This window comes from Nonomuraea longispora (assembly GCF_004348345.1).
GTDB classification, from domain to species: domain Bacteria; phylum Actinomycetota; class Actinomycetes; order Streptosporangiales; family Streptosporangiaceae; genus Nonomuraea; species Nonomuraea longispora.
In genome coordinates, this window is the sequence record NZ_SMJZ01000054.1 from 19,997 (window position 1) to 45,697 (window position 25,701).

Sequence of the window (25,701 nt, forward strand, 5' to 3'; positions counted from 1 at the left end):
CTCGGCGCCGGCCCGCGCGGCGGGTGTACGTGGGAAGAGCTGAGCGTATTGACTAGCTTCGCCACTCATCTACTGAAATTTCACTACTAAGGTGCATCGCTGATTGACTGTCGGGAACATGCTGGTTCAGCGGCCAGTCGGCGGATGGGGGAAGCATGCGGCGAGTCGCCTCTGGAATGATGGCGCTCGCCGCCACGGTCCCCCTCGCGGCCTGCGCGCCGCCGGCCCCCCAGAGACCCGCCGCGCCCCAGAACGACTATCTCGTTTTCTACGCGCAAGGACGGCACGCCGACGCCGTGCACGCTGTCGAACGGGCAGGCGGCACCATGGTCGGCGAGGACGCCAGGCTCGGCTACCTGCTGGCCAGGAGTGCGGGCGGCGGCTTCACCGAGGGCGTGGGCGCCGACCAGGCCGTCGTGGGCGTGTCGTCCGACCGGCGCATCGGCTACGCCACAGCGCGCCCGAGCGTCCACCAGGAGGCCCGCGCGGCCTTCCCCGACGCGTCGTCGTTCACCAAGAGCGCGGCCGAGCCGCTCGCCGGCCGCCAGTGGGACATGCGGATGATCGGCGCGGACCGCGCGAACGCCACGGTTCCCGGCAGCAGGCAAGTGCTGGTCGGAGTCATCGACACCGGCGTCGACGGCAAGCATCCCGACATCGCCCCCAACTTCAACCGCGAGCTGAGCCGCAACTTCGTCACCGACCGGCCCAAGGACGAGAACGGCGAGACGCTCGACGGCCCCTGCGAGGCCGAAGGCTGCAAGGACCCCGCCGACGTGGACGACGACGGCCACGGCACCCACGTCGCCAGCACCATCGCCTCCCCGATCAACGGCATCGGCATCGCGGGGGTCGCGCCCGGCGTGCAGATCGTCAACCTCAGAGCCGGCCAGGACTCCGGCTTCTTCTTCCTCAAGCCCAGCCTCGACGCGCTCGCCCACGCCGCCGACATCGGCGTGGACGTCGTGAACATGAGCTACTACGTCGACCCCTGGCTGTTCAACTGCAGGAACAACCCGGCCGACACCAGGAAGCAGCAGCTGGAACAGCGGGCCGTCATCACCGGGATGCAGCGGGCCCTCGACTACGCCCGCAGGAAGGGCGTCACGCTCATCTCCGCCCTCGGCAACGGCGGCATCGACCTCGGCCGTCCCAAGGTCGACGACCAGAGCCCCGGCTACCCGAAGGGAGACGAGAAGGAACGCAAGATCGACAACTCCTGCGTCAACGTGCCCGCGGAGTCTGACGGCGTCATCTCCGTCTCCGCGGTCGGCCCCACGGGACGCAAGGCGGTCTACAGCGACTACGGCGTCGAGCAGACCGACCTGGCCGCGCCGGGAGGCGACATCCTCGACGGCGAGGGCGCCAGGGCCGACCGGGGAATCCTGGCCGCCGCGCCCGAGCGCGTGCTGCGCGCGACAGGGCGCATCGACGCCGCGGGCAACCCCAGGGGCGCGGACGTGGTCAAGGACTGCAAGAACGGCCGCTGCTCGTACTACCAGTATCTGGAGGGCACCTCCATGGCCTCGCCGCACGCCACCGGCGTCGCGGCGATCCTGATCAGCCGCTTCGGCAAGCCCGGCGAGGGCGGCCTCCAGCTGGACCCGGACACCACCGAGCAACTGCTCTACAAGAGCGCCGCGCAGAAGGCGTGCCCGACGCCCCGCCGCCACGTCTACACCATCTACAACAAGACCGAGACGCACGAGTGCGAAGGTGACAAGGCCGACAACGGCTTCTACGGCCACGGCATCGTGGACGCCTGGAAGGCCGCCACCGTCGAACCATGACCCGGCGTGAACCACGCTGAGGCGTACCCGAACTTGGCCCGTCCTGGGGGCGCCGTTCTCGTTCTGTTCGCCTTCGGAGGGTACGTTCTCCGTCGTCAGTGACTGTTAAGTGGTCTGTACCAATTAAGGTAGGACTCGTGACTCGTCGCGCGAAAATCGTCTGCACTCTCGGCCCCGCCACTTCGTCCAAGGAACGCCTGCACGAGCTGATCGCCGCCGGCATGGACGTGGCACGGTTCAACCTCAGTCATGGCAACCATGACCTGCACAGAGAGGTCTACGACCGGGTCAGGGAGGTGGCGGCCGACCTCGGCCGCGGTGTAGGCGTGCTCGCCGACCTGCAGGGCCCCAAGATCCGTGTCGGCACGTTCGAAGAAGGTCCCGTCAGGCTGGGCTTCGGCGACGTCTTCACCATCACCACCGAAGACGTGCCGGGCGACCGCGAGCAGGTCTCCACCACCTACAAGGGGCTGCCCAACGACGTGCGCCCCGGCGACACCATCCTCGTCGACGACGGCCGCCTCGTGCTCGAGGCCACCCGCGTCGACGGCGACCGCATCGCCACCCGTGTCGTCATCGGCGGCATGATCTCCGACAACAAGGGCCTCAACCTGCCCGGCGTCAACGTCAGCGCCCCCGCGCTGACCGACAAGGACGAAGCCGACCTGCGCTGGGCGCTGCGCACCGGGTGCGACATGATCGCCCTGTCGTTCGTGCGCCGCCCGTCCGACGCCGACGTGGTGCGCAACATCATGGAGCAGGAGGCCGTGCGCCTCCCGCTGCTCGCCAAGATCGAGAAGCCGCAGGCCGTCGACCGCCTCCCCGACATCGTCGAGGCCTTCGACGGCATCATGGTGGCCCGCGGCGACCTCGGCGTCGAGCTGCCGCTCGAGCAGGTCCCGATCGTGCAGCGCCGCATCATCGAGCTGTGCCGCGAGAAGGCCCGCCCGGTCATCGTCGCCACCCAGATGCTCGACTCCATGATGAGCTCCCCGCGCCCCACCCGGGCCGAGGCCTCCGATGTGGCCTACGCGGTCATGGACGGCGCCGACGCGGTCATGCTGTCCGGCGAGACCTCCGTGGGCAACTACCCGATCGAGGCCGTCTCCACGATGGACCGCATCGCCTGCGCCGCGGAGAAACACTCCCTGCACGCCACGCACACGCTGGATCGCATGCCGGAGACGACCGGCGGCGCCATCGCCAGGGCCGCGGCCGAGGTCGGCGCCATCGTCGGGGCCAAGGCGCTGGTGGCGTTCACGATGTCCGGCGAGACGGCGCGGCGGCTGGCCCGCTACCGCTCGCCGATCCCGCTGCTGGCGTTCACGTCCGCGCCCCACGTGCGGGGGCAGCTCTCGCTGACGTGGGGGGTGGAGACGTTCCACGTGCCGTTCGTGCACCACACGGACGACATGGTGCGGCAGGTCGAAGCCTCGCTGCTGTCGTCGGGGCGGCTGGAGAAGGGCGACAAGGTGGTCATCGTGGCCGGCTCGCCTCCCGGCACGCCCGGCTCCACCAACGCCCTGCGCGTCCACACCATCGGATCCGCCGTGTCTCACGCGCACTGACTCTTCTCACAGGATCGTCGGTTGCGTGCCGGGCTGCGTGCCCTCGCCGGCCGGCTCGAAGTAGACCTCGAGCGCCTCGTGATCGCCGTGGTGGACCTGCCGTACGCCGTGGTTCGCAGGCACCTCGCCGACGGCGGTGCCATCGCGTCCAGCGTCGCCGACACGGTCGAGAACTGCGCCGACACCCTGCTCCGCGCCAGGCAGTTGGGTTCGCGGACAGCGCCCGACCCGGATGATCTCGGCGGCTGATGACGATCGCTACGGAACAGGCGGGCGCCGACACCGCTGCATCACCAGCGCGTTCCCATACGACGCTCACGCTGCGGTTCCGCGGGCCCGCTTCTTCAGATATCAGCCGTCGTTGACGTTCGGCGGGTTGTGCCGCCCCAGCAGCAGGGCGGGGACCATGGTGTCGTTCGGTCCCCGCCTTTCCTCCGGAGGAATCGGGCAACTGCGAGTAGCTTCCCACCCAGTCACCCAAACCCCGGAGTGGGCCCACTGCGCGGTTCGTTACGGCGTGCGGCCGGTGAAGGGTCAGCGGCCGTTTCCTGGAAGGTGCCCAGCCATGTGCGGCGGGTGGCATAACCGGGCGGAGCCGTAAAGGAAGGTGGTTTGTTACGCCGGGTCGGCGGTGGTTTCCTGGAGGGCCCTCAGCTGTTTACGGTGGGTGGTTGGACCCGGGCGGAGCCGTGAAGGCGCGGGCGGGCGCCGGAAAATCAATTGGCATGCAGCGCGGCATTGAGTTCGACGGTGGCGCCGTCGCGTGGCACCGCCTCCACCGCGCCGGACTGCGAGTTGCGTCGTAGCAGAATGCCGTTCGACCCCGACAGTTCGGCGGCCTTGACCACCCGGCCGCCGGGCAGCGCGACCTTCGTGCCCGCCGTCACGTAGAGGCCGGCCTCCACCACGCAGTCGTCGCCCAGCGAGATGCCGATGCCGGCGTTCGCGCCGAGCAGGCAGCGTTCGCCGATCGAGATGACCTGCTTGCCGCCGCCCGACAGCGTCCCCATGATGGACGCGCCGCCGCCGACGTCGGAGCCGTCGCCGACCACGACGCCGGCCGAGATGCGGCCTTCGATCATGGAGGCGCCGAGCGTGCCGGCGTTGAAGTTGACGAAGCCCTCGTGCATGACGGTGGTGCCGCTGGCCAGGTGCGCGCCCAGGCGGACCCGGTCGGCGTCGGCGATGCGCACGCCGGACGGCATCACGTAGTCGACCATCCGCGGGAACTTGTCGACGCCGTAGACGGTCACCGCGCCCCTGGCTCGCAGCCGCAGGCGGGTCTGCTCGAAGCCCGGCACCGCGCAGGGGCCGGCGCTGGTCCACACCACGTTGGCGAGCAGGCCGAAGATGCCGTCGAGGTTGACGCCGTGCGGCCTGACCAGGCGCGCGGAGATCAGGTGCAGCCGGAGGTAGACGTCGTGCGCGTCGACGGGGGCCTCGGAGAGCTTGGCGATGCCGGTGCGCACCGCCACCACCTCCACGCCTCGCGCCGCGTCCGGCCCGGCCGACTCCGCCAGCTCGCCGGCTTCGCCGGCGGGGAGCCGCTCGGTGCCGGAGACGGGCGCGTCGCCCAGCTCGGGCGCGGGGAACCAGGTGTCGAGCACGGTGCCGTCGGAGGCGATGGTCGCGAGGCCGACGCCGAACGCGCCGGTCGAGGTGGGGTCGATAGCAGTCACGTGGCCAAAATACCGGTTCCGCTCAGCCGAGGGCGCCCAGGTCGGCGGAGAGCCAGCGTTCCGGCCGCATCCTGAACGTGACGAGCGCGTGCAGGTCGGAGCCCTGCACGTAGCCGGACACGGCGTCGGGCGGCAGGTAGCGCGCCGAGATGCGGGTCAGATCCTCCAGCGTCGTCGGGTCGGAGCGCACGAGCGGCCCCTCCACCGACACGTACCGGTAGGTGGGGCTGACCCGCTGCACCAGCATCGTGAACCTGCCCGCCTTCGCGATCAGCCGGGCCTTGACCGAGTCGCCGTCGGTCAGGAACCGGATCTCGCCGCCGGGACTGTAGTCGTACCAGACGGGCACGCTCAGCGGCCCCCGCCCTTCGCCGGCCTCCACGGCGAGGCTCGCGATGTGCGGCTCCGCCAGGAACGCCTCCCTCGCCGCCACGTCCAACGGCATGCGCTCACCCCCGTCTTCATCGATCTTGGGACGGCTATTCCCGGTGGGAGCGGTCTCGAAAAGCCACTCGCTGTACCTTTCGCGCGCGGGTCGTCCGGCAGGCCGCCGGACGCGGCGTGGCTCGGACCGTGACTCGCGAGTGGCCTCGCGTCATGGCGGGATACCCTCCTTGCAAGGTTAGGCTAACCTAATCTAACATCTGCCGCAGAGGGAGGCGATGCCTCGGTGGAGACACTGCTGAGCAGACCTGGCGGCACCTATGACATCTTGGGAATCGGCTTCGGCCCATCGAATCTCGCACTGGCGATCGCCCTGCGCGAGCACAACGCCCGGGTCCCCGCACCCGAACGGCTCCACATGCGGTTCCTGGAGAAGCAGCCCGGCTTCGGCTGGCACAAGGGGATGCTTCTCGACGACGCCACCATGCAGGTGTCGTTCCTGAAAGACCTGGTCACCCTGCGCGATCCCGCCAGCGACTTCAGCTTCCTGTGCTTCTTGAAGGACTCCGGCAGACTGGTGGACTTCCTCAACCACAAGACGCTCTACCCGCTGCGGATCGAGTTCCACGCCTACTTCGAGTGGGCGGCCGAGCGGGTGCGCGACCTGGTGGCGTACTCCGAGGAGGTCGTGTCCGTCGAGCCGGTGACCGCGGAGGACGGCGGCATTCCCGCGTTCGACGTGGTCAGCAGGGACCCGGAGCGTCCCGGCCGCACCACCGTGCGGCGGGCCCGCGATCTCTGCGTCGCCACCGGGCTGGAGCCGCACCTGCCGCCGGAGACGGTCGTCTCCGACCGGGTCTGGCACAACAGCGAGTTGTTGCCCCGGGTGGCCGCGCTCAAGGAGGCCGGCGTCCCCGTGCGGCGGGCCCTGGTGCTCGGCGCCGGACAGAGCGCGGCCGAGACGACCGACTACCTGCACCGCGCCTTTCCCGACGCGGAAGTCTGCGCCGTCATCGCCAAATACGGCTACACCCCCGCCGACGACAGCCCTTTCGCCAACCAGATCTTCGACCCCGAGGCCGTGGACACCTTCTTCGGCGCTCCGCCGCAGGTCAAGCAGTCCCTGCTCGACTACCACCGCGGCACCAACTACTCGGTGGTCGACCTGGACCTCATCGAGACCCTCTACCGGACCATGTACCGGGAGAAGGTCCAGGGCGGCGAGCGGCTGCGCATCCTGCGCGCCTCCCGCATCCGGGAGGTCGGCGAGCACGGCGAACGCCTCGACGTCACGGTGGAATATCTGCCCACCGGCGAGCACCAGGTGCTCGAAGCGGACCTGCTCGTCCACGCCACGGGCTACCGGCCCCAGGACCTCGGCACCGTCCTCGGCCAGGCGGCCAAGTTATGTCTGCGCGACGATGAGGACCGCATCAGGATCGGCCGCGACTACCGCGTCGAGACGCCCGCGCACGTGTCGGCGGGCATCTACCTACAAGGCGCGGGTGAGCACACCCACGGCCTCACCTCGACGCTGCTGTCCGCCACCGCCGTAAGGGCCGGTGAGATCCGCGACGCGCTGCTGGCCGGCCACACGCGGCGGGCCAGGGCGGCGACCTGGTGATCCTCTCCGATCGCCGGCCGGCCGCACCGGCGGACCGGCCGGCGGGCGTCGCCGGGGGCAACGCCGGACGCGGCGGCTGGCTGCTCGTACTCGTCGCGGCGCTGGTCGCCGCGTGCCTGCTGAGCATCGCCGTCGGCACGAAGAACATCGGCCTCGGCACGGTGTGGGACGCGTTCGCCCACGCCGCCGACAGCGACGACCACACGATCGTGCGGGAGCTGCGGGTGCCGAGGACCGTCCTCGGGCTGCTGGCGGGAGCCGCGCTCGGCGTCTCGGGAGCGGTCATCCAGGCGGTGACCCGCAACCCGCTGGGCGACACGCAGATCCTCGGCATGAACGCGGGGGCGGCGCTGTTCGTGGTGTTCGCGATCGGGGTCCTCGGCCTCACGTCCATCTGGTCGTACGTGTGGTTCGCGTTCGCCGGGGTGGCCTTCGCCACGGTTCTCGTCTACACGCTCGGCTCGATCGGGCGCGGTGAGGCGTCGCCGCTCCGGCTGACGCTCGCGGGCGTGGCCCTCGGCGCCGTCATGGAGGGCGTCTCGGCCGGCATCCGGCTGCTGAAGCCGCGCGCCTTCGACTACCTGCGCTTCTGGGACGTCGGCACGCTCGGCGGGCGGCCGCTGGCCATCGCCGAAGCGGTGGCGCCGTTCATCCTGGCCGGCCTGGTCCTGGCGTTCGCCGCCGCCCGCTCGCTCAACGCCGTCGCGCTGGGCGACGACCTCGCCCGCTCGCTGGGCGCCGGCGTCACCAGGACCCGCGTGTTGTCGGTGGCCTCGGTGGCGCTCCTGACCGGGGCGGCGACCGCGGCGGTCGGCCCGATCGGGTTCATCGGCCTGATGGTGCCGCACGCCGTGCGCCGGATCGTCGGGCCCGACCAGCGGTGGATCCTCGCGTACACGGTGGTCTGCGCCCCGATCCTGCTGCTCTGCGCCGACGTCGCGGGACGCGTGCTGATCCGCCCCGGCGAACTGCAGGCCGGGATCGTCACCGCGTTCCTCGGGGCGCCCGTGCTGATCTGGCTGATCCGCCGGCGGGCGGTGACGGGCTCATGAGCGGGGTGGACTTCGGCCACCGGGTCGTCATCCTGCGCCGGCCCCGCGCGTCCCTCAGGTTCGGCGTGCGCACGGTGCTCGTCTGCGCCGCGCTCGGCCTCGCCGCCGCGGCGTTCGCCGTGCTCGGGCTGGGCACCGGCGAGTTCGAGGTGCCGCCGGGCGAGGTCATCCAGGCCCTGGCGGGGCAGGGGTCGGGCGCGACCCGCCTGGTGGTCGTGGAGTGGCGGCTGCCGCGCGTGCTGATGGCCCTGCTCATCGGCGCGGCGCTCGGGCTCAGCGGCGCCGTCTTCCAGTCGTTGCTGCGCAACCCGCTCGGCAGCCCCGACGTGATCGGGTTCAACACCGGCGCCTACACCGGGGTGCTCGTCACGATGGTGCTGGTCGGCCGCGGCTACTACGAGACCGCCGCGGGCGCGCTGGCCGGCGGGCTCGTGGCCGCCCTGGTGGTCTACCTGCTGGCGTACAGGCGGGGTGTGCAGGGGTTCCGGCTCATCATCGTGGGGATCGCGATCAGCGCGGTACTCGCCTCACTGAACCAGTGGTTCGTCATCAAGGTCGACCTGCGCCTGGCGGTCGCCGCGGCCATCTGGGGACAGGGCAGCCTGAACACGGTGAAGTGGGAGCACGTCCCGCCCGTGGCCGCCGCGCTCGTCCTGCTCGCCGGATGCCTGCTGGCACTCGGGCCGCGCCTGTCGCTGCTGGCGATGGGCGACGAGTCCGCCGCCGCGCTCGGCGTGCGCACGGAACGGGCCAGGCTGCTCTACCTCGTCGTCGGCGTGGCACTGACCGCCGTGGCCACCGCCGCCGCCGGGCCGGTCGCGTTCGTCGCGCTCGCCGCCCCGCAACTGGCCCGCCTGCTCGCGCGTACGGCGGGTGTGTCCCTGGCTCCCTCGGCCGTCATGGGCGCGCTGCTGCTGACCGCGAGCGACTGGCTCGGCCAGCGCGCGTTCGCCCCCACCCAGCTCCCCGTGGGCGTGGTGACGGTGTCGCTCGGCGGCCTCTACTTCGCCTGGCTGCTGACCGGGCCGATGCGGAAGGCGAGCTCATGAGACTGAGCGCCAGGGACCTCACCCTCGGCTATGACCAGCGGCCGATCAGCGAGCACCTCAGCCTCGACATCCCCGACGGCGCGCTGACTGTGATCGTCGGCCCGAACGCCTGCGGCAAGTCCACCCTTCTCAGATCGCTGTCGCGGCTGCTCAAGCCCACGGCCGGACAGGTGGTGCTGGACGGCAGGGACATCCATTCCTACCCGGCCAAGGAGGTCGCCAGGCGGCTCGGCCTGCTGCCGCAGTCGTCGATCGCGCCGGAGGGCATCACCGTGGCCGACCTGGTGGCGAGAGGACGTCACCCGCACCAGAAGCTGATCAGGCAGTGGTCGGCCCGGGACGAGGCGGCAGTGGCGGGCGCGATGGCGGCGACCGGCGTCACCGACCTGTCCGGGCGTCTCGTCGACACGCTCTCCGGCGGCCAGCGCCAGCGGGTCTGGGTGGCCATGGTGCTCGCCCAGGAGACCTCGATCGTGCTGCTCGACGAGCCGACCACGTTCCTCGACATCGCCCACCAAATCGAGCTGCTCGAACTGTGCCTGCGCCTGAACCGGGAGCAGCGCAACACCATGGTGGCCGTCCTGCACGACCTCAACCAGGCCTGCCGGTACGCCGACCACATCATCGCGATGAAGGCGGGCGTCGTCGTGGCGCAGGGCGACCCCAGGAAGATCGTCACCGCCGAGCTGATCGAGGACGTGTTCGGCCTGCCCTGCCGCGTCATCGACGACCCTGAGACCCACACCCCGCTGGTCATTCCCCGATCCCACCAAGCAGTCAGGAGTCACGATGTCCAACAATCCCTTCGACGATGAGAACGGGACGTTCTACGTGCTGGTGAACGACGAGGAGCAGCACTCCCTGTGGCCGACGTTCAAGGAGGTGCCGCGGGGCTGGCGGGTGGTCTTCGGTGAGGGCGGCCAGAGCAAACGCCAGGAGTGCGTGGACTACGTCGAGGAGCACTGGACGGACCTGCGGCCGAAGAGCCTGCGCGAGAGCATGGCCGCCGAGCAGTGACGCGGCCCATGACCGGCCGGCGGGTCCTGTGGCGCGCGGTGACGCGCAACCGGTGGCAGCTCAGCACGGGGACCGGCCTCATCAGCCTGCACATGGTGTGCGAGTCGCTGGTGCCGATCCTCATCGGGGTGATCGTCGACCAGGCCATCGGCCCGGGGGACGGCGGCGCCCTGGTGCTGTGGGTGGCCGCCCTCGCCGGGTTGTTCACCGCGCTGAGCCTGGCCTACCGCTTCGGCGCCCGCCGGCTCATGCTCGCCATCGCCGACGAGGCTCACCTGCTGCGCGTCGAGGTCGCCTCCAAGATCATGAACGCGCGCGGCATCAGGACCGACCGCCGGACCGGTGATCTGCTCACCGTGGCCACGACCGACACCGACAACACCTCCTACCTGCTCGACTACGTGCCGCGCGTCGCGGGCGCTTTGACGGCGACCGCGGTGAGCGCCGCCGCGCTGCTGGTGATCGACGTGCAGCTCGGGCTGGCCGTACTGGTCGGGACCCCCGTCGTGCTGCTCGGGCTCCAGGCCGCGTCCCCGGTGATCACCAAGCGGGTCACCGAGCAGCAGGACCTCGCCGGTGAGGCCACCTCCCTGGCGGCCGACCTGGTCAGCGGGGTGCGCCCGCTGCGCGGCATCGGCGCGGAACGCGCGGCGGCCGCCCGCTACGACGAGGTCAGCAGGCGGTCCCTGCGGGCGGCGTTGCGCGCCGCCCGCACCCAGGGCGCGTACCTGTCCGCCTCCACGGCCGGCGGCGCGCTGCTGGCCGGCGGCATCGCCATCCTGGCCGGGTGGTACGCGCTCAACGGCCGCGTCACCGTCGGCGAGCTCATCACCGTCATCGGACTCGCGCAGTTCCTGATGGAGCCCGTCGGCACGCTCGCCGTCGCGCCCGGCTGGGTCGCCGAGGCCAGGGCGTCCGCCGACCGCGTCGCCACGGTCCTCGACGCGCCCGCGCTGCTGCCCGAGGGCACGGAGACGCTCGGCGCCGGCTCCCCGGACCTGGAACTGCGGGCGCTCAGGTACGGTCCGCTCGACGGGGTCGACCTGCACGTGCGCCCCGGCGAATTCGTCGGCGTGGTGCCCCACCGCTCCGCCGACGGGGAGGCGCTGGTCAAGGTCCTGTCCGGCCGGGTGGCGCCCGACGAGTACGAAGGCGGCGTCCTCGTCGGAGGCACGCACCTGGCGCACCTCGACCCGGCCGACGCCCGCCGCGCGCTGCTGGTGGAACCCCACCTCACCGACCTCTTCACCGGGACCGTCGAGGAGAACGTGACCGCCGGCGGCCCGCTGGACGAGGCCACGCTGGCCGCCTCCGCCGCCGACCAGGTCGTCTCCGCCCACCCCGACGGCCTCGCGCACGTCGTCACCGAGCGGGGCGCCAGCCTGTCGGGCGGGCAGAGGCAACGGCTGGCGCTGGCCCGCGCGCTCACGGCACGCCCCCCGATCCTCGTGATGCACGACCCCACCACCGCCGTGGACGCCGTGACCGAGCACGAGATCGCCCGGGGGCTGCGCGCCCTGCGCCACCCCCGCTCCGGCGGGCTCACCACCGTCGTGGTGACGAGCAGCCCCGCCCTGCTCGCCATGACGGATCGGGTCGTGGTCCTCGACGGCGGCCGGATCGCCGCCGAGGGCACCCACGCCGCACTGGCCGTTGCCCACGACGACTACAACCGGGCGGTACTGCGATGACCGGATCGGACAGACTGCCCATCGCCGGCGCCCGCAGAACCTGGGCGTGGCTGCGGCTCGAACTCCGTGCGCGGTGGCTCGGCAGCACGTTCGCCGCGCTGGTGGGCGTCGTGGGTGCCGCCGCGTCGGTGGTGCCGGCGTACGCGCTGGGTGTGCTCGTGGACCGCGTCAAGGAGAACGCGCCGGTCTCGGCGATCGTCCCCATCGCGGTCGTGATCGTGGCCGCGGCCGTCGTCGGCGGCGTGGCCACCGGCACGGCCACGTACCTCGTCGGCCGGGTGTGCGGGCACATGCTCGCGGACCTGCGCGAACGTACGGTAGCCAGGGCGCTCCGCCTGCCCGCCACCACGCTGGAGCGGATCGGCAAGGGCGACCTGCTGTCGCGGGTGAGCAGCGACGCCGCCGCCATCGGCAAGGCCGCCACCAGCGTCATCCCCACGATGATCTCCGCGTTCCTGCTGGGCGTGCTGAGCATCGCGGCGATGGCCGGGATGGACTGGAGGCTCGGGCTCGCCGGCGCGGTCGCCGTCCCGCTGTACGTGGCGGCGCTGCGGTGGTACCTGCCGCGGGCGGCGCCGAAGTACGCCGCCGAACGGCACGCCGTGGCCGGCAACTCGCAACTGCTGGTGGAGAACATGCAGGGTGTACGGACCGTGCACGCCTACCGGCTGGAGCAGCGCCGGCTGCGCGACATCGGCGACGCCTCGTACCAGGTGCACGACATCTCCGTGTCGGTCTTCACGCTGTTCACCCGGTTCGTCGGCCGGATCAACCGGGCGGAGTTCTTCGGCCTGGCCGCGATCCTCGTGGTGGGCTTCCTCCTCGTCCGGTCGGGAGCCGCCACCGTGGGCCAGAGCGCCGCGGCGGCCGTGCTGTTCCATCGCCTGTTCAACCCCATCGGCATGTTGCTGTTCACGTTCGACGAACTGCAGGCGGCGGCGGCGAGCCTGGCCAGGCTGGTCGGCGTGGCGGACCTCGCCCCGGACTGCGGCGACGACCCTGACGGCGACGACCCTGACGGCGACGGCGTGGGCGAGCCGGCCGGTGCCGCGCTGGAGTTGCGCGACGTGCGCTTCCGTTACGACGGCGGGCCGGAGGTGCTGCACGGCGTCTCCATCAGCGTGCCCGCCGGCGCCCGCGTCGCGCTGGTCGGGTCGACGGGCGCGGGCAAGTCCACGCTCGCCGCCATCGCCGCCGGCATCCTGCGCCCCGAGACCGGCACCGTGTCCGTCGCCGGCGTGGCGCAGGCGCCCGACCGGCTGCGCGCGCACGTCGCGATCATCACCCAGGAGGTCCACGTCTTCGCCGGCCCGCTCATCGAGGACCTGCGGCTGGCCAGGCCGGGAGCCCCGGCCGGCGAGATCGCCGCCGCGCTGTCCGCCGTCGGCGCGCTGGACTGGGCGACGGCCCTGCCCGCCGGTCTGGACACGGTCGTCGGCGAGGGCGGTCACGAGCTGACCACGGCCCAGGCCCAGCAGCTCGCCCTCGCCCGCCTGATCCTCGTCGACCCGGCGATCGCCATCCTCGACGAGGCCACCGCGGAGGCGGGCAGCCTCGGCGCGCGCACGCTGGAGGAGTCCGCCGCCGCGGCCACCCGGGGACGGACCACCCTGATCGTCGCCCACCGGCTGGCCCAGGCCGCCGCCGCCGACCGGGTCGTCGTCCTGGAGCACGGCCGGATCGTGGAGCAGGGCGGACACGAGGAGCTGGTCGCCGCGGGCGGCCGGTACGCGCAGCTCTGGCGTGCCTGGGAGGCGCGCACCCCCACGTCGTCATCACGTTAGGCAGCCATGGAAACGAACTCCCCCGCAAGGACCACCACGATCGCGGACCTGTTCATCGACCAGGTGCGCCGGACCCCGCAGGCGCCGGCCGTCGTCGCGCCCGGCGTGCGGCTGACGTACGCGGAACTCGGCGCCCGCGTATTCCAACTCGCGCGGCACCTGCACGGACAGGGGCTGCGCCCCGAGGAGGTCGTCGCCGTCTCGACCCCGCGCTCGGCCGAGATGGTCGTCTCCGTACTGGCGATCATGGTGGCGGGCGGCGCGTTCGTGCCCGTGGACCCGGCCTGGCCGCAGGCACGCCGCCACCAGGTCATGGCCGAGGCGGGAGCGGTCCGCACGCTGGGCCCGCGTGAGGTGGATCTCGGCTCGTGGCGGTACGCCCACGAGCCCGCCGAGCCGCCGCCCGTGTCGATCCAGGGCGGCCGGCTGGCGTACGTGATGTTCACCTCCGGCTCGACCGGAACGCCCAAGGGCGCCATGATCCGCCACGAGGCGATCAGCCACCGCCTGCTCTGGCAGGTGGAGGACGTTCTCGGCTTCGGCCCCGGCGACGCGTCGCTGTTCAAGGCGCCGCTGTCGTTCGACATCTCCGTCAACGAGATCCTGCTGCCGCTCGTCTGCGGCGGCCACGTGGTGGTCGCGGAGCCCGGCGGCGAACGCGACCCGCACTATCTGCTGGACCTGATCGCCCGCGAGGGCGTGACGTTCGTCTACCTCGTGTCGTCGATGCTCGACGTCCTGCTGGAGATGGACCGCGAAACGTCGCTGCTGTCGGGGCTGAAGCACGTCTGGTGCGGCGGCGAGGTGCTCACCCCCGAACTGTTCGAGCGGTTCCGCGGCCAGGTGCCGACGACGCTCTACCACGGGTACGGCCCGGCCGAGGCCACCATCGGCGTCTCGCACGTCGTCTACCGCGACACCGCCGAGCGCATCGCGACCTCCATCGGCCGGCCCAACCCCCACACCCGGCTGTACGTCCTCGACGAACGCCTGGAACAGGTGCCCGCCGGCACCGTCGGCGAGCTGTACGCAGCCGGGTTCCTGCTCGGCCGCGGCTACATCAACGCGCCCGCGCTCACCGGAGGCCGGTTCGTCGCCGACCCCTTCGCCGCCGACGGCTCCCGGATGTACCGGACCGGCGACCTGGCCAGGTGGGCGCCCGACGGCTCGCTGGAGTTCGTCGGCCGCGCCGACCACCAGGTGAAGATCCGCGGCATGCGGCTGGAGCTGGAGGAGGTCGAGGCCGCGCTGGCCACCCACCCGGGCGTGCGGCAGGCCGCCGTCGTGGTGGACGAGAACGGGCGGCGGCTCGTGGGGTACGCGCGGTCGAACGACCCCGTCACGGCCGCGGAGCTTCGTGACTGGTGCGCCGGGCGGCTGCCGGCGTACATGGTGCCGGACGCGTACGTCGTTCTCGACCGCCTCCCGCTGACCGCCAACGGCAAGGTGGACCGGCAGGCGCTGCCCCGGCCGTCCGAGCCGGCGGCGGCCCGCACGCGCGCCCCCCGCACCGAGCGCGAACGTGTCCTGTGTGAGGTCTTCGCGCAGGTCCTCGGCCTGGCCTGCGTGGGGGCCGAGGACGACTTCTTCGCCCTGGGCGGCGACAGCATCGTCGCGATCGGCGTGGTCAGGCAGGCGCGGCGCGCCGGGCTCGCGGTACGCCCGCGCGACGTGTTCGCCCATCCCACCCCCGCCGCGCTGGCGGCCACGGTCACCGACGTGAGCACCGCCTCACCGCCCCCGGTGAGCGGGGTCGGGGAGGTGCCGCCGACGCCGATCACCGAGTGGCTCCAGGACGCCGGCCCGTCCATGGACGGCTTCCTCCAGTCGATGACCGTACGCACCCCTGCGGAGCTGACCGGCGACCAGCTGGAGAACATGATCGACGCGGTGCTGGCCGCCCACGACCTGCTGCGGGCGCGGACGGCCGGCACCGGCCGCTGGACTCTCATTGTGCGGCCGCCGGGACGGCCTCGGGCCGCCGACGTGATCACTCGCGTCAGGACCGCTGCCGAGCTGGAACGGCAGGTCGCCGCCGCCCCGGAACGGCTCGACCCGGCGGGCGGGCGCATGCTCGACCTGGTCTGGCTGGACGCCGGAGGCGGCGCCCAGGGGCGGCTCGCGATCACGGTTCACCACGTAATCGTGGACGGCGTGTCGCTGCGCATCCTCCTGGAGGACCTCGCCCAGGCGTGGCAGGCGGCGCGCGTAGGCCGCACCGTCGAGCTGCCCGAGGCGCCCACCTCGTTCCGGCAGTGGGCGACCCGGCTGCGGGAGTGCGATTTCGGCTCCGGCGAGGAGCACTGGCGGCGTACCGCGGCGGCGCCCGACCCCATGATCGGCAAGCGCCCCCTCGACCCGCGGCGCGACGTGGTGGCCACGGAGCGGTCGCTCACGGTCGAGCTGCCCGCCGCGATCGCCGGCCGGCTGCTCGGCCCGGTCCCCGCCGCCGTGCACGGCGGGGTGAACGACGTGCTGGTCGCCGCCGCCGCGCGTGCCGTGGGCCGCTGGCGCGGCGGCGGCTCGGCGGTGCTGCTGGAACTGGAGGGGCACGGGCGGGAGGAGGAGGCGGTCGGCGACGCCGACCTCTCGCGTACCTTCGGCTGGTTCACCACCCTGTTCCCTGCCGTGATCGACCCCGGCTCCGGGACGCCGGGCGAGGCGATCAAGGCGGTCAAGGAACAACTGCGGCGGGTGCCGCAACGCGGGCTCGGCTACGGGGTGCTGCGCTACCTGGGGAAGCGGCCGCGCCCAGACCTGGCCGTCACGCCGCAGGTGCTCGTCCACTACCTGGGACGCTTCGACGGCGACCCTACCGGTGACTGGACGGCCGGTGGCGGGACGGCCGGTGGCGGCGAGGTCGTGGTGGAGCGGCGCGATCCGCGCATGCCACTGCCGCGCGTCCTGGAGATCAACTCCGTCGCCGTCGACACGGCCGGCGGGCCGGTGCTGCGGACCACCTTCAGCTGGCCGGCGGGCGTGCTCGACGCCGACCGGGTACGGGAACTGGCCGCGTTGTGGACGCGGACCCTCACCGACATCGCCACCAGCGACACGGTCGCCGGGCACACGCCGTCCGACTTCCCGCTCGTCCGGTTGGACCAGGCGGAGGTGAGCGCCATCGAGGCGGACACGCCGGGGCTGCGGGACGTGCTGCCGCTCACGCCCTTGCAGACCGGCCTGTACTTCCACGCCACCTTTGACCCCGACGGCGACCCCGACGGCGACCCCGGCATCGATCCGTACGTCGTCCAGCAGATCATCGAGCTCACCGGGCCGCTGGACGGCGAGCGGCTGCGTACCGCCGCCGACCGGCTGCTCGGCCGCCACCCCAACCTGGGCGCGGCCTTCCGCACCACCGGCGACGGGCAGGTGGTGTCGGTGATCGCCGGCCCCGTGCGCGTGCCGTGGCGCAGCGAAGACCTCAGCGGCCCTGACCACGCCCGGCCCGTCCTGGAGGAGATCGCCGCGGCCGAGCGGGCGGTGCCGTTCGACCTCGCCCGGCCGCCCGCCATGCGGTTCGCGCTGGTGAGGCTCGGCCCGCGCCGGCACGCCCTCGTGCACACCGTGCACCACATCGTGGCCGACGGCTGGTCGGTGCCGCTGCTGCTGCGCGACCTGCTGACCCTCTACGAGGACGGGCCCCTGCCCGAGCCGCCGCCCTACCGGGAGTTCCTGAGGACGCTCGCGGCGCAGGACACCGACGCCGCGATCGAGGTGTGGGCCGAGGCACTGGCGGGCGTACGGGAACCGACCCTGCTGGCCCCCGCGCTCGCCGGACCCACCACCAGCGGAGCCGCCGGCGGCCGGTTCGGCCGGGTCCGGCGTGAGCTGCCGGCCGATCTCGGCGACCGTCTGCGGGCATGGGCGCAGGGGAACGGGCTCACCGTCGGCTCGGTGCTCGCCGCCACCTGGGGAATCCTCCTCGGGCGGCTGACCGGAGGCGACGACGTGACGTTCGGCTCGGCCGTGTCCGGCCGAGCGTCATCGGAGCCGCCGGGCATCGACGCGATGGTCGGGCTGCTGATCAACACGGTGCCCGCGAGGGTGCGCTGGCAGCCCGCCGACCCGCTGGCCGACGTGCTGCGCCGCTTCGCGCGTACGCAGCGCGAGGTCATGGAGCACGAGCACGTCCCGCTGGCCGCGCTGCACCGCCGGCTGGGCGTGGCCGAGCTGTTCGACACGCTGGTGGTCGTCGAGAACTACCCGGAGCCCCCCGCGGGGCAGGGGGACCTCACGATCTCCGGGATCGAGACGGTCGAGGCGCCCCACTATCCCGTGACGCTGATGGCAAGGCCCGGCGACCGGATCGTGCTCACGCTGACCCACGACCGGCGGCTGGTTCCGGCCGCCTCGGCCGGCCTGCTGATCGGCCAGTACGAGCGGCTGCTGGCCGCCGTCGCCGACGACGCCACGCTGACGTGCGGCCAGGTGGAGCTCGCCACCGGGGAACAACGCCGGCAGCTGATGGCCGCCGGGACCGGACCGGGGGAGGGCGGCAGCTCCGTGCTGGACCTGTTCGACCGCCAGGTCGCCGGGCACCCCGCGCGTGCCGCAGTCGTGTCCGCCGGGGCCACGCTCACGTACGCCGAGCTGGACGAGCGGTCCCGGAGGTTGTGCGGCACGTTGGCCGCGGCCGGCGTGCGGCGCGGCGACATCGTCGCGGTGGCGACGAGCCGTTCCGCGGACACGGCCGTGGCCCTGCTCGGCGTCATGCGGGCCGGGGCCGCCTACCTGCCCGTCGACCCCGGCTACCCGGCGGCCAGGATCGAGTTCATGCTCGGTGACGCGCGCCCGGCCTGCGTGCTCACCGACGAGGCGAACGCCAGGACGTTGCCCCCGCACGACCTGCCCTCCCTCACGGTCAGGGCCGCCGCGGCGGGCCCGGCCGGCGCGGGCACGCCCGTGACCCCGCTCGACGCGGTCTCCGTCGTCTACACCTCCGGCTCGACCGGCAGGCCGAAGGCGGTCGTGGGCACCCACGGAGCGCTCGCCGGCCGCCTCGCCTGGGCGGCGACGGAATGGGACGCGCGCGTGCGGCTGGCCAAGAGCTCGCTCAGCTTCATCGACGGCACGACCGAGCTGCTCGGCGGGCTGGTCGCGGGAGCGACGACGGTCATCGCCGGGGACGCCGAGGCCACCGACGGCGCGGCGCTGGCCCGGCTCGTCGAGGGGTCGGGGGCGACCCAGCTGCTGGCCGTGCCGAGCCTGGCCGCGGCGCTCGCGGACACGGCGCCCGAGCGGCTCGCCGCGCTCGACCGCTGGATCTGCAGCGGCGAACCGCTCGGCCAGGAGTGCGTCCGTTCCCTGCGCCGGGCGTCGCCCGATGCCAGGATCGTCAACTCCTACGGCTCGTCGGAGGTCGCGGGGGACGTGCTCCAGGGCGAGGTGGACCCGCGGGAGCCGGTGACGCTCGGCCGGCCGGTGCCGGGCGCGCGGCTCTACCTGCTCGACTCCGCGCTCCGGCTCGTGCCGCCCGGCGCGACGGGCGAGATCTACGTCGGCGGCGCCCAGCTCGCCCGCGGTTATCTGGGCCGGCCGGGGACGACCGCGGACCGGTTCGTCGCCGACCCGTTCGGCGACGGCGACCGCCTCTACCGCACGGGGGACCTCGGACGCTGGACTCCGGACGGGCGGGTCGAGTTCCTCGGCCGGGCGGACGACCAGGTGAAGATCAACGGGTACCGGGTTGAGCCGGGCGAGCTCGAAGCCGCGCTGATGCGCCGCGCCGGGGTCTGCGAAGCGGCGGTGGCGGTGCGGGGAGGGGCGCTGCACGCGTACGTGGTGGCCGCGCCCGGCGAGAAACTGGACCCTCAGGGGCTGCGCGCCCTGCTCCGCGCCGACCTGCCGCACTACCTGCTGCCCGCGACGGTGACCGTGCTGGACCACCTGCCTGTGCTGCCCAACGGCAAGCGGGACCGCCGCGCGCTGCCGGACCCGGAACCCGGCGTCAGGGGCGGGCCGCCGCGTACCGCCGAGGAGGCGCTGATCTGCGCCCGCGCCGGCGCCCTGCTCGGCGTCGACGGTCTCGGCGTCCACGACGACTTCTTCACCGTCGGCGGCGACAGCATCTTCGCCATCCGCCTCGTCAGCCTGCTCGCCAGGGACGGCGTCGAGCTCACCACCCGGGACGTGTTCCGCCTGCGCACGCCCGCCGCGCTCGCCGCGTCCCTGCGGGAGGCGGAACCGCCGCCAGCGCCGGCCGCGCAGGGCGAGGCGTGGCCGCTGTCGCCGCTCCAGCAGGGCGTCTACTATCAGGCGACCTACGCGGAGAGCAGCAGCACCTACATCGCGCAGAACGTCTTCGACCTCGACCGGCGCGTCGACGTGCCCGCCATGACGGAGGCGTTCGCGGCGCTGCTGCGCCGCCACCCCACCCTGCGCGCGGGGTTCGCCGCCGACGGCGGCTCGCAGCTCATCGCCGCCGACGTGCCCGCCGAGGTGCAAGTCGCCGACCTGACCGAGGCTCAGGAACGGCTCGACGCGGTCACGCGGGCCGACCGGGAGGAGCCGTTCGACCTGTCCTGCCCGCCCCTCGTCAGGCTGACCGTCGTACGCCTTCCCGGCGGACGCGACCGGCTCCTGCTGACCTCGCACTTCCTGCTGTGGGACGGCTGGTCGCGCGAGCTGGTCCTGCGTGAGCTGTTCGCGCTCTACGGCTCGGGCGGCACGCGGGGCGCGCTGCCCGCCGCGGAGAGCACGTTCGCCGACTACCTCGCCTGGATCGGCACACGCGACCGCGACGCCTCCGCCGCCGCCTGGCGGGCGGCCCTGTCGGGAGTGGAGGAGCCGACCGTCCTCGCGCCGCAGGCCGCCGGCCGCGAGCCCGTGCCGTCCGAGCGTGTCCTCGCCGCGCTGCCCGCGGAGGTCACCACACGGCTGGCCGAGCAGGCCGCCCGCGGCGGCGTCACGCTCAACGCGCTGCTGACGGCCGCGCTCGGCATCCTGCTCGGCTACGAGTCCGGACGTACGGACGTGGTGTTCGGCACGACCGTGGCCGGCCGCCCGGCCGAGCTGCCCGGCATCGAGAACGTGATCGGCCTGTTCCTCAACACGGTCCCCGCCAGGGTGGCGGCCACGCCCGGCACCACTGTGCTCGACCTGGCCCGCCGCGCCCAGGACGACCGCGTCGACCTGGCGCCGCACGAATATCTCGGCCTCGGCGACATCCACCGCGCGTGCGGCCAGGAGCGGCTGTTCGACACGCTGTACGTGTTGCAGAACTTCCTGTCCGACACCACGTTCACCGAACTGGAACGCGAGCACGGCATCGTCGGCGTCGACTACACCGACAGCACCCACTACCCCTACACCTGGGTGCTCACCCCCGGCGCCAACCTGCGCGTCAAGCTGGAGTACCGGCCCGACGTGCCCGAGCGGGACGCCCGCCGGATGGTACGCCGCTTCACCCTGTTGCTGACGACGCTGGCCGACGGCCTCGCGGTCCCGGTCGGCGCGCTCGATCTGATGCTCGACGAGGAACGCGGCGAACTGTCACGGCAGTGGGCGCGGGCCGAACACCCGATCGGCACGGAGACGATCGCCGACCTGCTGGCCGAGCGGGCCCGCACGTGCCCTGACGAGGTCGCCCTCGTCTTCGGGCAGCGGCGGCTGACGTACGCGGAGCTGGACGGCCGCATCGACCAGTGCGCCCGGATGCTGCGCTCGCAGGGCGCGGGCCCCGGCACGATCGTCGCGCTCGGGCTGCCCCGCGGCGTCGAGATGGTCGTGTCGCTGTTCGGCGTCCTGCGGGCAGGGGCCGCGTACCTGCCGCTGGACCTCGACCATCCGGTCGACCGGCTGGCCGCCATGCTGGACGACGCCCGCCCCGTCCTCCTCGTCTGCGCCGACCCCGGGTCCGCGCTGGCCGGGCACCAGCGGCGCCTCGGCGGGCGCTGCGTGCTCCCCGGCTGGGACGCCTTCGCGACCGGCCCGGTCACCGTGGACGTGCCGGGCGACCTGCCCGCCTACGTCATCTACACCTCCGGATCCACCGGCCGGCCCAAGGGCGTGGTGACGCCCTACCGCGGGCTGACCAACATGCAGCTCAACCACCGGGCCGAGATCTTCGGCCCGACCGCGCGCCGTACCGGGGGGCGGCGGCTGCGCATCGCGCACACGGTGTCGTTCTCGTTCGACATGTCGTGGGAGGAACTGCTGTGGCTGGTCGAGGGCCACGAGGTGCACATCTGCGACGAGGAGCTGCGCAGGGACGCCACCGCGCTCGTCGCGTACTGCCAGGACCACCGGATCGACGTCGTCAACGTCACCCCCACCTACGCCCACCTGCTGTTCGAGGAGGGCCTGCTCGGCGGCGAGCATGCCCCGTGCCTGGTGCTGCTCGGCGGCGAGGCCGTCAGCGAGAGCGTCTGGGACCGGCTGAGCCGGCCGGACGGCCCTGAAGGGTACAACCTGTACGGGCCGACCGAGTACACGATCAACACGCTCGGCGCGGGCACCCGCGACAGCGCCACTCCCACCGTGGGCCGCCCCATCCGGAACACCCGCGCGTACGTGCTGGACGGGTGGCTGCGCCCCGTGCCCGCGGGCGTGGTCGGCGAGCTGTACGTGACGGGCGCCGGCCTGGCCCACGGCTACCTGCACGCCCACGGGCAGACGGCCGCCCGCTTCGTCGCCGACCCCTTCGTGCCCGGGGGACGCATGTACCGCACCGGCGACCTCGTACGCCGGCGCGAGGACGGCAACCTCGACTTCCTCGGCCGGGTCGACGACCAGGTGAAGATCCGCGGATACCGGGTCGAGCTCGGCGAGGTCGAGTCGGCCCTGTCGGCCCATCCGCAGGTGCGGCAGGCCGCCGTGGTCGCCCGGCCCGATCCCGCGGCGCCGGGGCTGAAGAAGCTGGTCGCGTACGTGATCCCGGCGCCCGGCGCCGCCCGCGGCGAGCTCGCCGCCGGGCTGCGCGCGGCGCTGGCCGAACGGCTGCCCGGCTACATGGTCCCCACCCTGTACGGGGTGGTGGACGAGCTTCCGCTCACCGTCAACGGCAAGCTCGACGTGGCGGCGCTGCCCGAGCCCGTCGCGCCCGGCGGCGGGCGGAGCGAACCGAGCGGGGAGCGGGAACAGGCCCTGGCCGCCATCTACGCCGAGGTGCTGGGCCTGCCCGAGGTCGGTGTCGACGACGACTTCTTCGCCATCGGCGGCGACAGCATCTCCTCGATCGCCGTGACGGGCCGGGCGCGCAGGGCGGGCATGAACCTCACCCCACGCGACGTCTTCCGCCGGCGCACCGTGCGCGCGCTGGCCGCCGCACTCCCGCGGCAGGCGCCGGGGGAGACGCCCGATCCGGGCGCGCCCGCGACCGGGGTCGTCCCGCTCACGCCGATGCTCGCCGAGACGATGCTGGCCCGCACACCCCTGGAACACTTCTACCAGTCGATGGTGCTGCCCGTGCCGGCCGGGATCGGCGTGCGGCAGGTGGAACGCGCGGTGCGGGAACTCTGCGTCCGCCACGACCTGCTGCGGGCCCGCCTCGACCGCGACGGCGACGCCTGGACGTTGTCGGTGCCGCCGCCGGAGGGGTTCGACGCGTCCCCGCTGTGCACCCGCCAGGACAAATCCGCTGTGGAAGCCGCTGCGGAGGCCGCTGGAGGCGAGGCGGCGCGGCGCCTGGCCGAGGAGGAGGCGGCCGGGCGGCTCGACCCCGAGCGCGGGATCATGCTCCAGGCGGTCTGGTTCGACGGCGGTCCCGGGCCCGGCGACCTCCTCCTGGTCGTCCACCACCTGGTCATCGACGGCGTCTCCTGGCGGGTGATCGCCGGCGACCTGGCCGCCGCCTGGGCGGACCTGGCGGCCGGTCGCGAACCCGTGCTCGACCCGGTCCCGGTCTCCTTCCGCGCGTGGGCGTCGGCGGTTCAGGACGCGCGGCCCTCCTTCCGCGACGAGGCCGGCCGCTGGCGTGACGTCCTGGCCACCGACGATCCGCCGCTGGGCGCGCGCCCGCTGGATCCGGGGACCGACACGGCCGCCACCGTACGGTCGCTGACCGTGTCCCTGCCCGTGGGGACGAGCGCGGCCCTGCTGGGCGCCGTGCCCGCCGCGATGCACGGCGGCGTCAACGACGTGCTGCTGACGGGCTTCGCCGTCGCGCTCACCCGGTGGCGCCACGTCCACGGGCGCGGCGACGGGTCCGCCGTGCTCCTCAGCCTCGAAGGCCACGGCCGCGACGGAGACCTCGCCGGGGGCGCCGACCTGTCGCGTACGGTGGGCTGGTTCACCGCCATCCACCCCGTACGCCTCGATCCCGGGCCGCTGAGCTGGGACGAGGTCACCGCGGCCGGCCCTGCGCTGGCCCGAGCCGCCAAGACCGTCAAGGAACAGCTGCGCGCGGTTCCGCGCAACGGGCTCGGCCACGGCGTCCTGCGCCACCTCGACCGGCTCGATCTCCCGCGACCGCCGCAGATCCTCTTCAACTACCTGGGCCGCTTCGCCGCCGGCGGCCGAACCCTGCGCGAGGGCGTACACCCCGACAACCCCGCGATGGGGCTGGAGATCAACGCCCTGGCCCAGGACGGGCCGGAGGGCCCCGTGTTCTCGGCCACGCTGTCCTGGCCGTCCGGCGTCATGGCGGCGGGGGAGGTCGCCGAGCTGGCCGAGCTGTGGCTGGCCGCGCTGACGGCCCTCACCCGCTGCGCCGGCCTGGCCGGGCACACCCCGTCGGACTTCCCCCTGGTCGCGATCACGCAGGAGGACGTCGACCGGTTCGCCGGCGCCCGCGACATCCTGCCGCTGCTGCCGCTGCAGGAAGGCATGTACTTCCACGCGTCCTTCGGGGCCGGCCACACCGACACGTACGTGGTGCAGCAGGTGGCCGAGCTGTCCGGCCCCCTCGATCCCGAGGCGCTGCGCCGGGCGGTGACCGCGACGGTGCACCGCCACGACGCCCTGCGGGCGAGCTTCCAGGAGCTGGCCGACGGCCGGGTGGTCCAGGTGATCGCCGGGACGGTCGAGGTGCCGTGGCGCACGGCCGACCTGAGCGGGCTGGGCACGGCCGAGGCCCGCGAACGGCTGGCCGACCTGACCGCCTCGGAGCTGGCCGCGCCGTTCGACCTGGCGGACCCGCCGCTGCTGCGCTACGCGCTGGTCTCGCTCAGCGACACCGACCACCGGCTCGTGGAGACCATGCACCACATCCTCGCCGACGGCTGGTCGTACCCGCTGGTCTTCGGCGACGTCGTGGAGGCGTACGAGCGGGGCGGCTCGCTGCCCGCGCCCGCGGTGACGTTCCGCGACCACGTGGAGGCGGTGGCGGGGCTGGACAGGGCCGCCGCCCGCGCCGTGTGGGCGGACGCGCTGGCCGGGGTCGACGCCGCGACGCGCCTCTTCCCCGCCGCGTACCCGGTGTCCAGGCACGCCGGAGTCCACCGCGAGCTGCCCGCCGGGGCGGTCGCCGCCGCGGCCCGCGAGCGCGGCGTGACGCTGAGCACCTACGTGCACGCGGCGTGGGGCCTGCTGCTGGGCCGGCTGCTCGGGCGGGACGACGTGATCTTCGGGTCCACGGTGTCCGGGCGCGGCGGGCGGTTGCCCGGCGTCGAGACCATCGTCGGCCTGCTGATCAACACCATTCCCGTGCCGATGTCCTGGCGGCCCGAGGAGACCCTTGGGGAGATCGTCGACCGCCTGCACCGGCAGCAGGGCGACCTGCTCGACGCCCAGCACGTCGGCCTCGCCGACCTGGCCCGGCTCACCGGGGTCCGCGACCTCTTCGACACCATGGTCGTGGTGGAGAACTTCCCCGCCGCACGCGCGGGAGGGCGGTCCGGGCCGGCCCTGCGCGGCTTCACCGGCACGGACTCGCCGCACTACCCGCTCTCGCTGGTCGCCTTCCCCGGAGAGCGGCTCACCCTGGAGATCAAGTACGACGTGGAGCTGGTCGGGCAGGAACGCGCCACGCACCTGCTCGACCTCGTCACCCGGGTGCTCGACCGGCTCGTCACCGCCCCGGACACGCCCGTCGCGCGGCTCGACCTCCTCACCCCCGCCGAAGGCGCGTCCACCCTGCCCCGAACGCCCGTGGAACCGGCCGCCTCCCGTCCGACGACAGCC

The 25,701-nt window shown here is 73.2% G+C and carries 13 protein-coding genes; 11 read left to right on the plus strand and 2 right to left on the minus strand.

Features of this window, described 5'->3' with window-relative positions; translation table 11 throughout:
- The first annotated feature begins 155 nt into the window (after positions 1-155).
- The 3 genes from E1267_RS16400 to E1267_RS16410 all read left to right on the plus strand — a co-directional run bounded on the left by E1267_RS16400 (position 156) and on the right by E1267_RS16410 (position 3,607).
- Entirely contained in the window at positions 156-1,790 is a 1,635-nt protein-coding gene (locus E1267_RS16400) for a S8 family peptidase (protein WP_246063944.1), read from the plus strand.
- A 137-nt stretch (positions 1,791-1,927) separates the two neighbouring features.
- Positions 1,928-3,358: a pyruvate kinase gene (gene pyk, locus E1267_RS16405; protein ID WP_132333407.1), complete on the plus strand. Its 1,431-nt coding sequence runs from the start codon at positions 1,928-1,930 to the stop codon at positions 3,356-3,358.
- Positions 3,359-3,379: 21 nt separating this feature from the next.
- Complete coding sequence (locus tag E1267_RS16410) at positions 3,380-3,607, plus strand: hypothetical protein (RefSeq protein WP_132333409.1); 228 nt, start codon at positions 3,380-3,382, stop codon at positions 3,605-3,607.
- Positions 3,608-4,074: 467 nt separating this feature from the next.
- Here E1267_RS16410 and dapD read toward each other — a convergent pair whose 3' ends face one another.
- Complete coding sequence (gene dapD / locus E1267_RS16415; RefSeq protein ID WP_132333410.1) at positions 4,075-5,037, minus strand: 2,3,4,5-tetrahydropyridine-2,6-dicarboxylate N-succinyltransferase; 963 nt, start codon at positions 5,035-5,037, stop codon at positions 4,075-4,077.
- A gap of 22 nt (positions 5,038-5,059) precedes the next feature.
- Entirely contained in the window at positions 5,060-5,482 is a 423-nt protein-coding gene (locus E1267_RS16420) for a pyridoxamine 5'-phosphate oxidase family protein (protein WP_132333412.1), read from the minus strand.
- 225 nt (positions 5,483-5,707) lie between these two features.
- Between E1267_RS16420 and E1267_RS16425 the strand changes: the two genes are divergently transcribed.
- The 8 genes from E1267_RS16425 to E1267_RS16460 all read left to right on the plus strand — a co-directional run.
- Positions 5,708-7,045, plus strand: a complete 1,338-nt coding sequence (locus E1267_RS16425; RefSeq protein ID WP_132333414.1) for a lysine N(6)-hydroxylase/L-ornithine N(5)-oxygenase family protein — start codon at positions 5,708-5,710, stop codon at positions 7,043-7,045.
- Positions 7,042-8,097, plus strand: a complete 1,056-nt coding sequence (locus E1267_RS16430) for an iron chelate uptake ABC transporter family permease subunit (RefSeq protein WP_246063946.1) — start codon at positions 7,042-7,044, stop codon at positions 8,095-8,097. Before E1267_RS16425 ends, E1267_RS16430 begins: the two co-directional genes overlap by 4 nt.
- Positions 8,094-9,146 carry a FecCD family ABC transporter permease gene (locus E1267_RS16435; protein WP_132333415.1) on the plus strand — a complete coding sequence of 351 codons (1,053 nt, stop codon included), beginning with the start codon at positions 8,094-8,096 and terminating at the stop codon, positions 9,144-9,146. The genes E1267_RS16430 and E1267_RS16435 overlap by 4 nt, the downstream gene beginning before the upstream one ends.
- Positions 9,143-9,961, plus strand: coding sequence for an ABC transporter ATP-binding protein (locus tag E1267_RS16440; RefSeq protein WP_132333417.1), 819 nt, complete (start codon positions 9,143-9,145; stop codon positions 9,959-9,961). Before E1267_RS16435 ends, E1267_RS16440 begins: the two co-directional genes overlap by 4 nt.
- Positions 9,936-10,163: an MbtH family protein gene (locus E1267_RS16445; RefSeq protein ID WP_132333419.1), complete on the plus strand. Its 228-nt coding sequence runs from the start codon at positions 9,936-9,938 to the stop codon at positions 10,161-10,163. The genes E1267_RS16440 and E1267_RS16445 overlap by 26 nt, the downstream gene beginning before the upstream one ends.
- An 8-nt stretch (positions 10,164-10,171) precedes the next feature.
- Positions 10,172-11,854: an ABC transporter ATP-binding protein gene (locus E1267_RS16450; protein ID WP_132333420.1), complete on the plus strand. Its 1,683-nt coding sequence runs from the start codon at positions 10,172-10,174 to the stop codon at positions 11,852-11,854.
- Positions 11,851-13,638: an ABC transporter ATP-binding protein gene (locus tag E1267_RS16455; protein ID WP_132333422.1), complete on the plus strand. Its 1,788-nt coding sequence runs from the start codon at positions 11,851-11,853 to the stop codon at positions 13,636-13,638. Before E1267_RS16450 ends, E1267_RS16455 begins: the two co-directional genes overlap by 4 nt.
- A 6-nt stretch (positions 13,639-13,644) precedes the next feature.
- Positions 13,645-25,701 (plus strand): non-ribosomal peptide synthetase (locus E1267_RS16460; protein ID WP_132333423.1); only part of this gene is annotated, 12,057 nt, incomplete at its 3' end.

Coding starts and splice junctions, on each gene's coding strand:
- E1267_RS16400 (WP_246063944.1), top strand. CDS start 156: ATGCGGCGAGTCGCCTCTGGAATGATGGCGCTCGCCGCCACGGTCCCC.
- E1267_RS16420 (WP_132333412.1), bottom strand. CDS start 5,482: ATGCCGTTGGACGTGGCGGCGAGGGAGGCGTTCCTGGCGGAGCCGCAC.
- E1267_RS16435 (WP_132333415.1), top strand. CDS start 8,094: ATGAGCGGGGTGGACTTCGGCCACCGGGTCGTCATCCTGCGCCGGCCC.
- E1267_RS16440 (WP_132333417.1), top strand. CDS start 9,143: ATGAGACTGAGCGCCAGGGACCTCACCCTCGGCTATGACCAGCGGCCG.
- E1267_RS16445 (WP_132333419.1), top strand. CDS start 9,936: ATGTCCAACAATCCCTTCGACGATGAGAACGGGACGTTCTACGTGCTG.
- E1267_RS16450 (WP_132333420.1), top strand. CDS start 10,172: ATGACCGGCCGGCGGGTCCTGTGGCGCGCGGTGACGCGCAACCGGTGG.
- E1267_RS16455 (WP_132333422.1), top strand. CDS start 11,851: ATGACCGGATCGGACAGACTGCCCATCGCCGGCGCCCGCAGAACCTGG.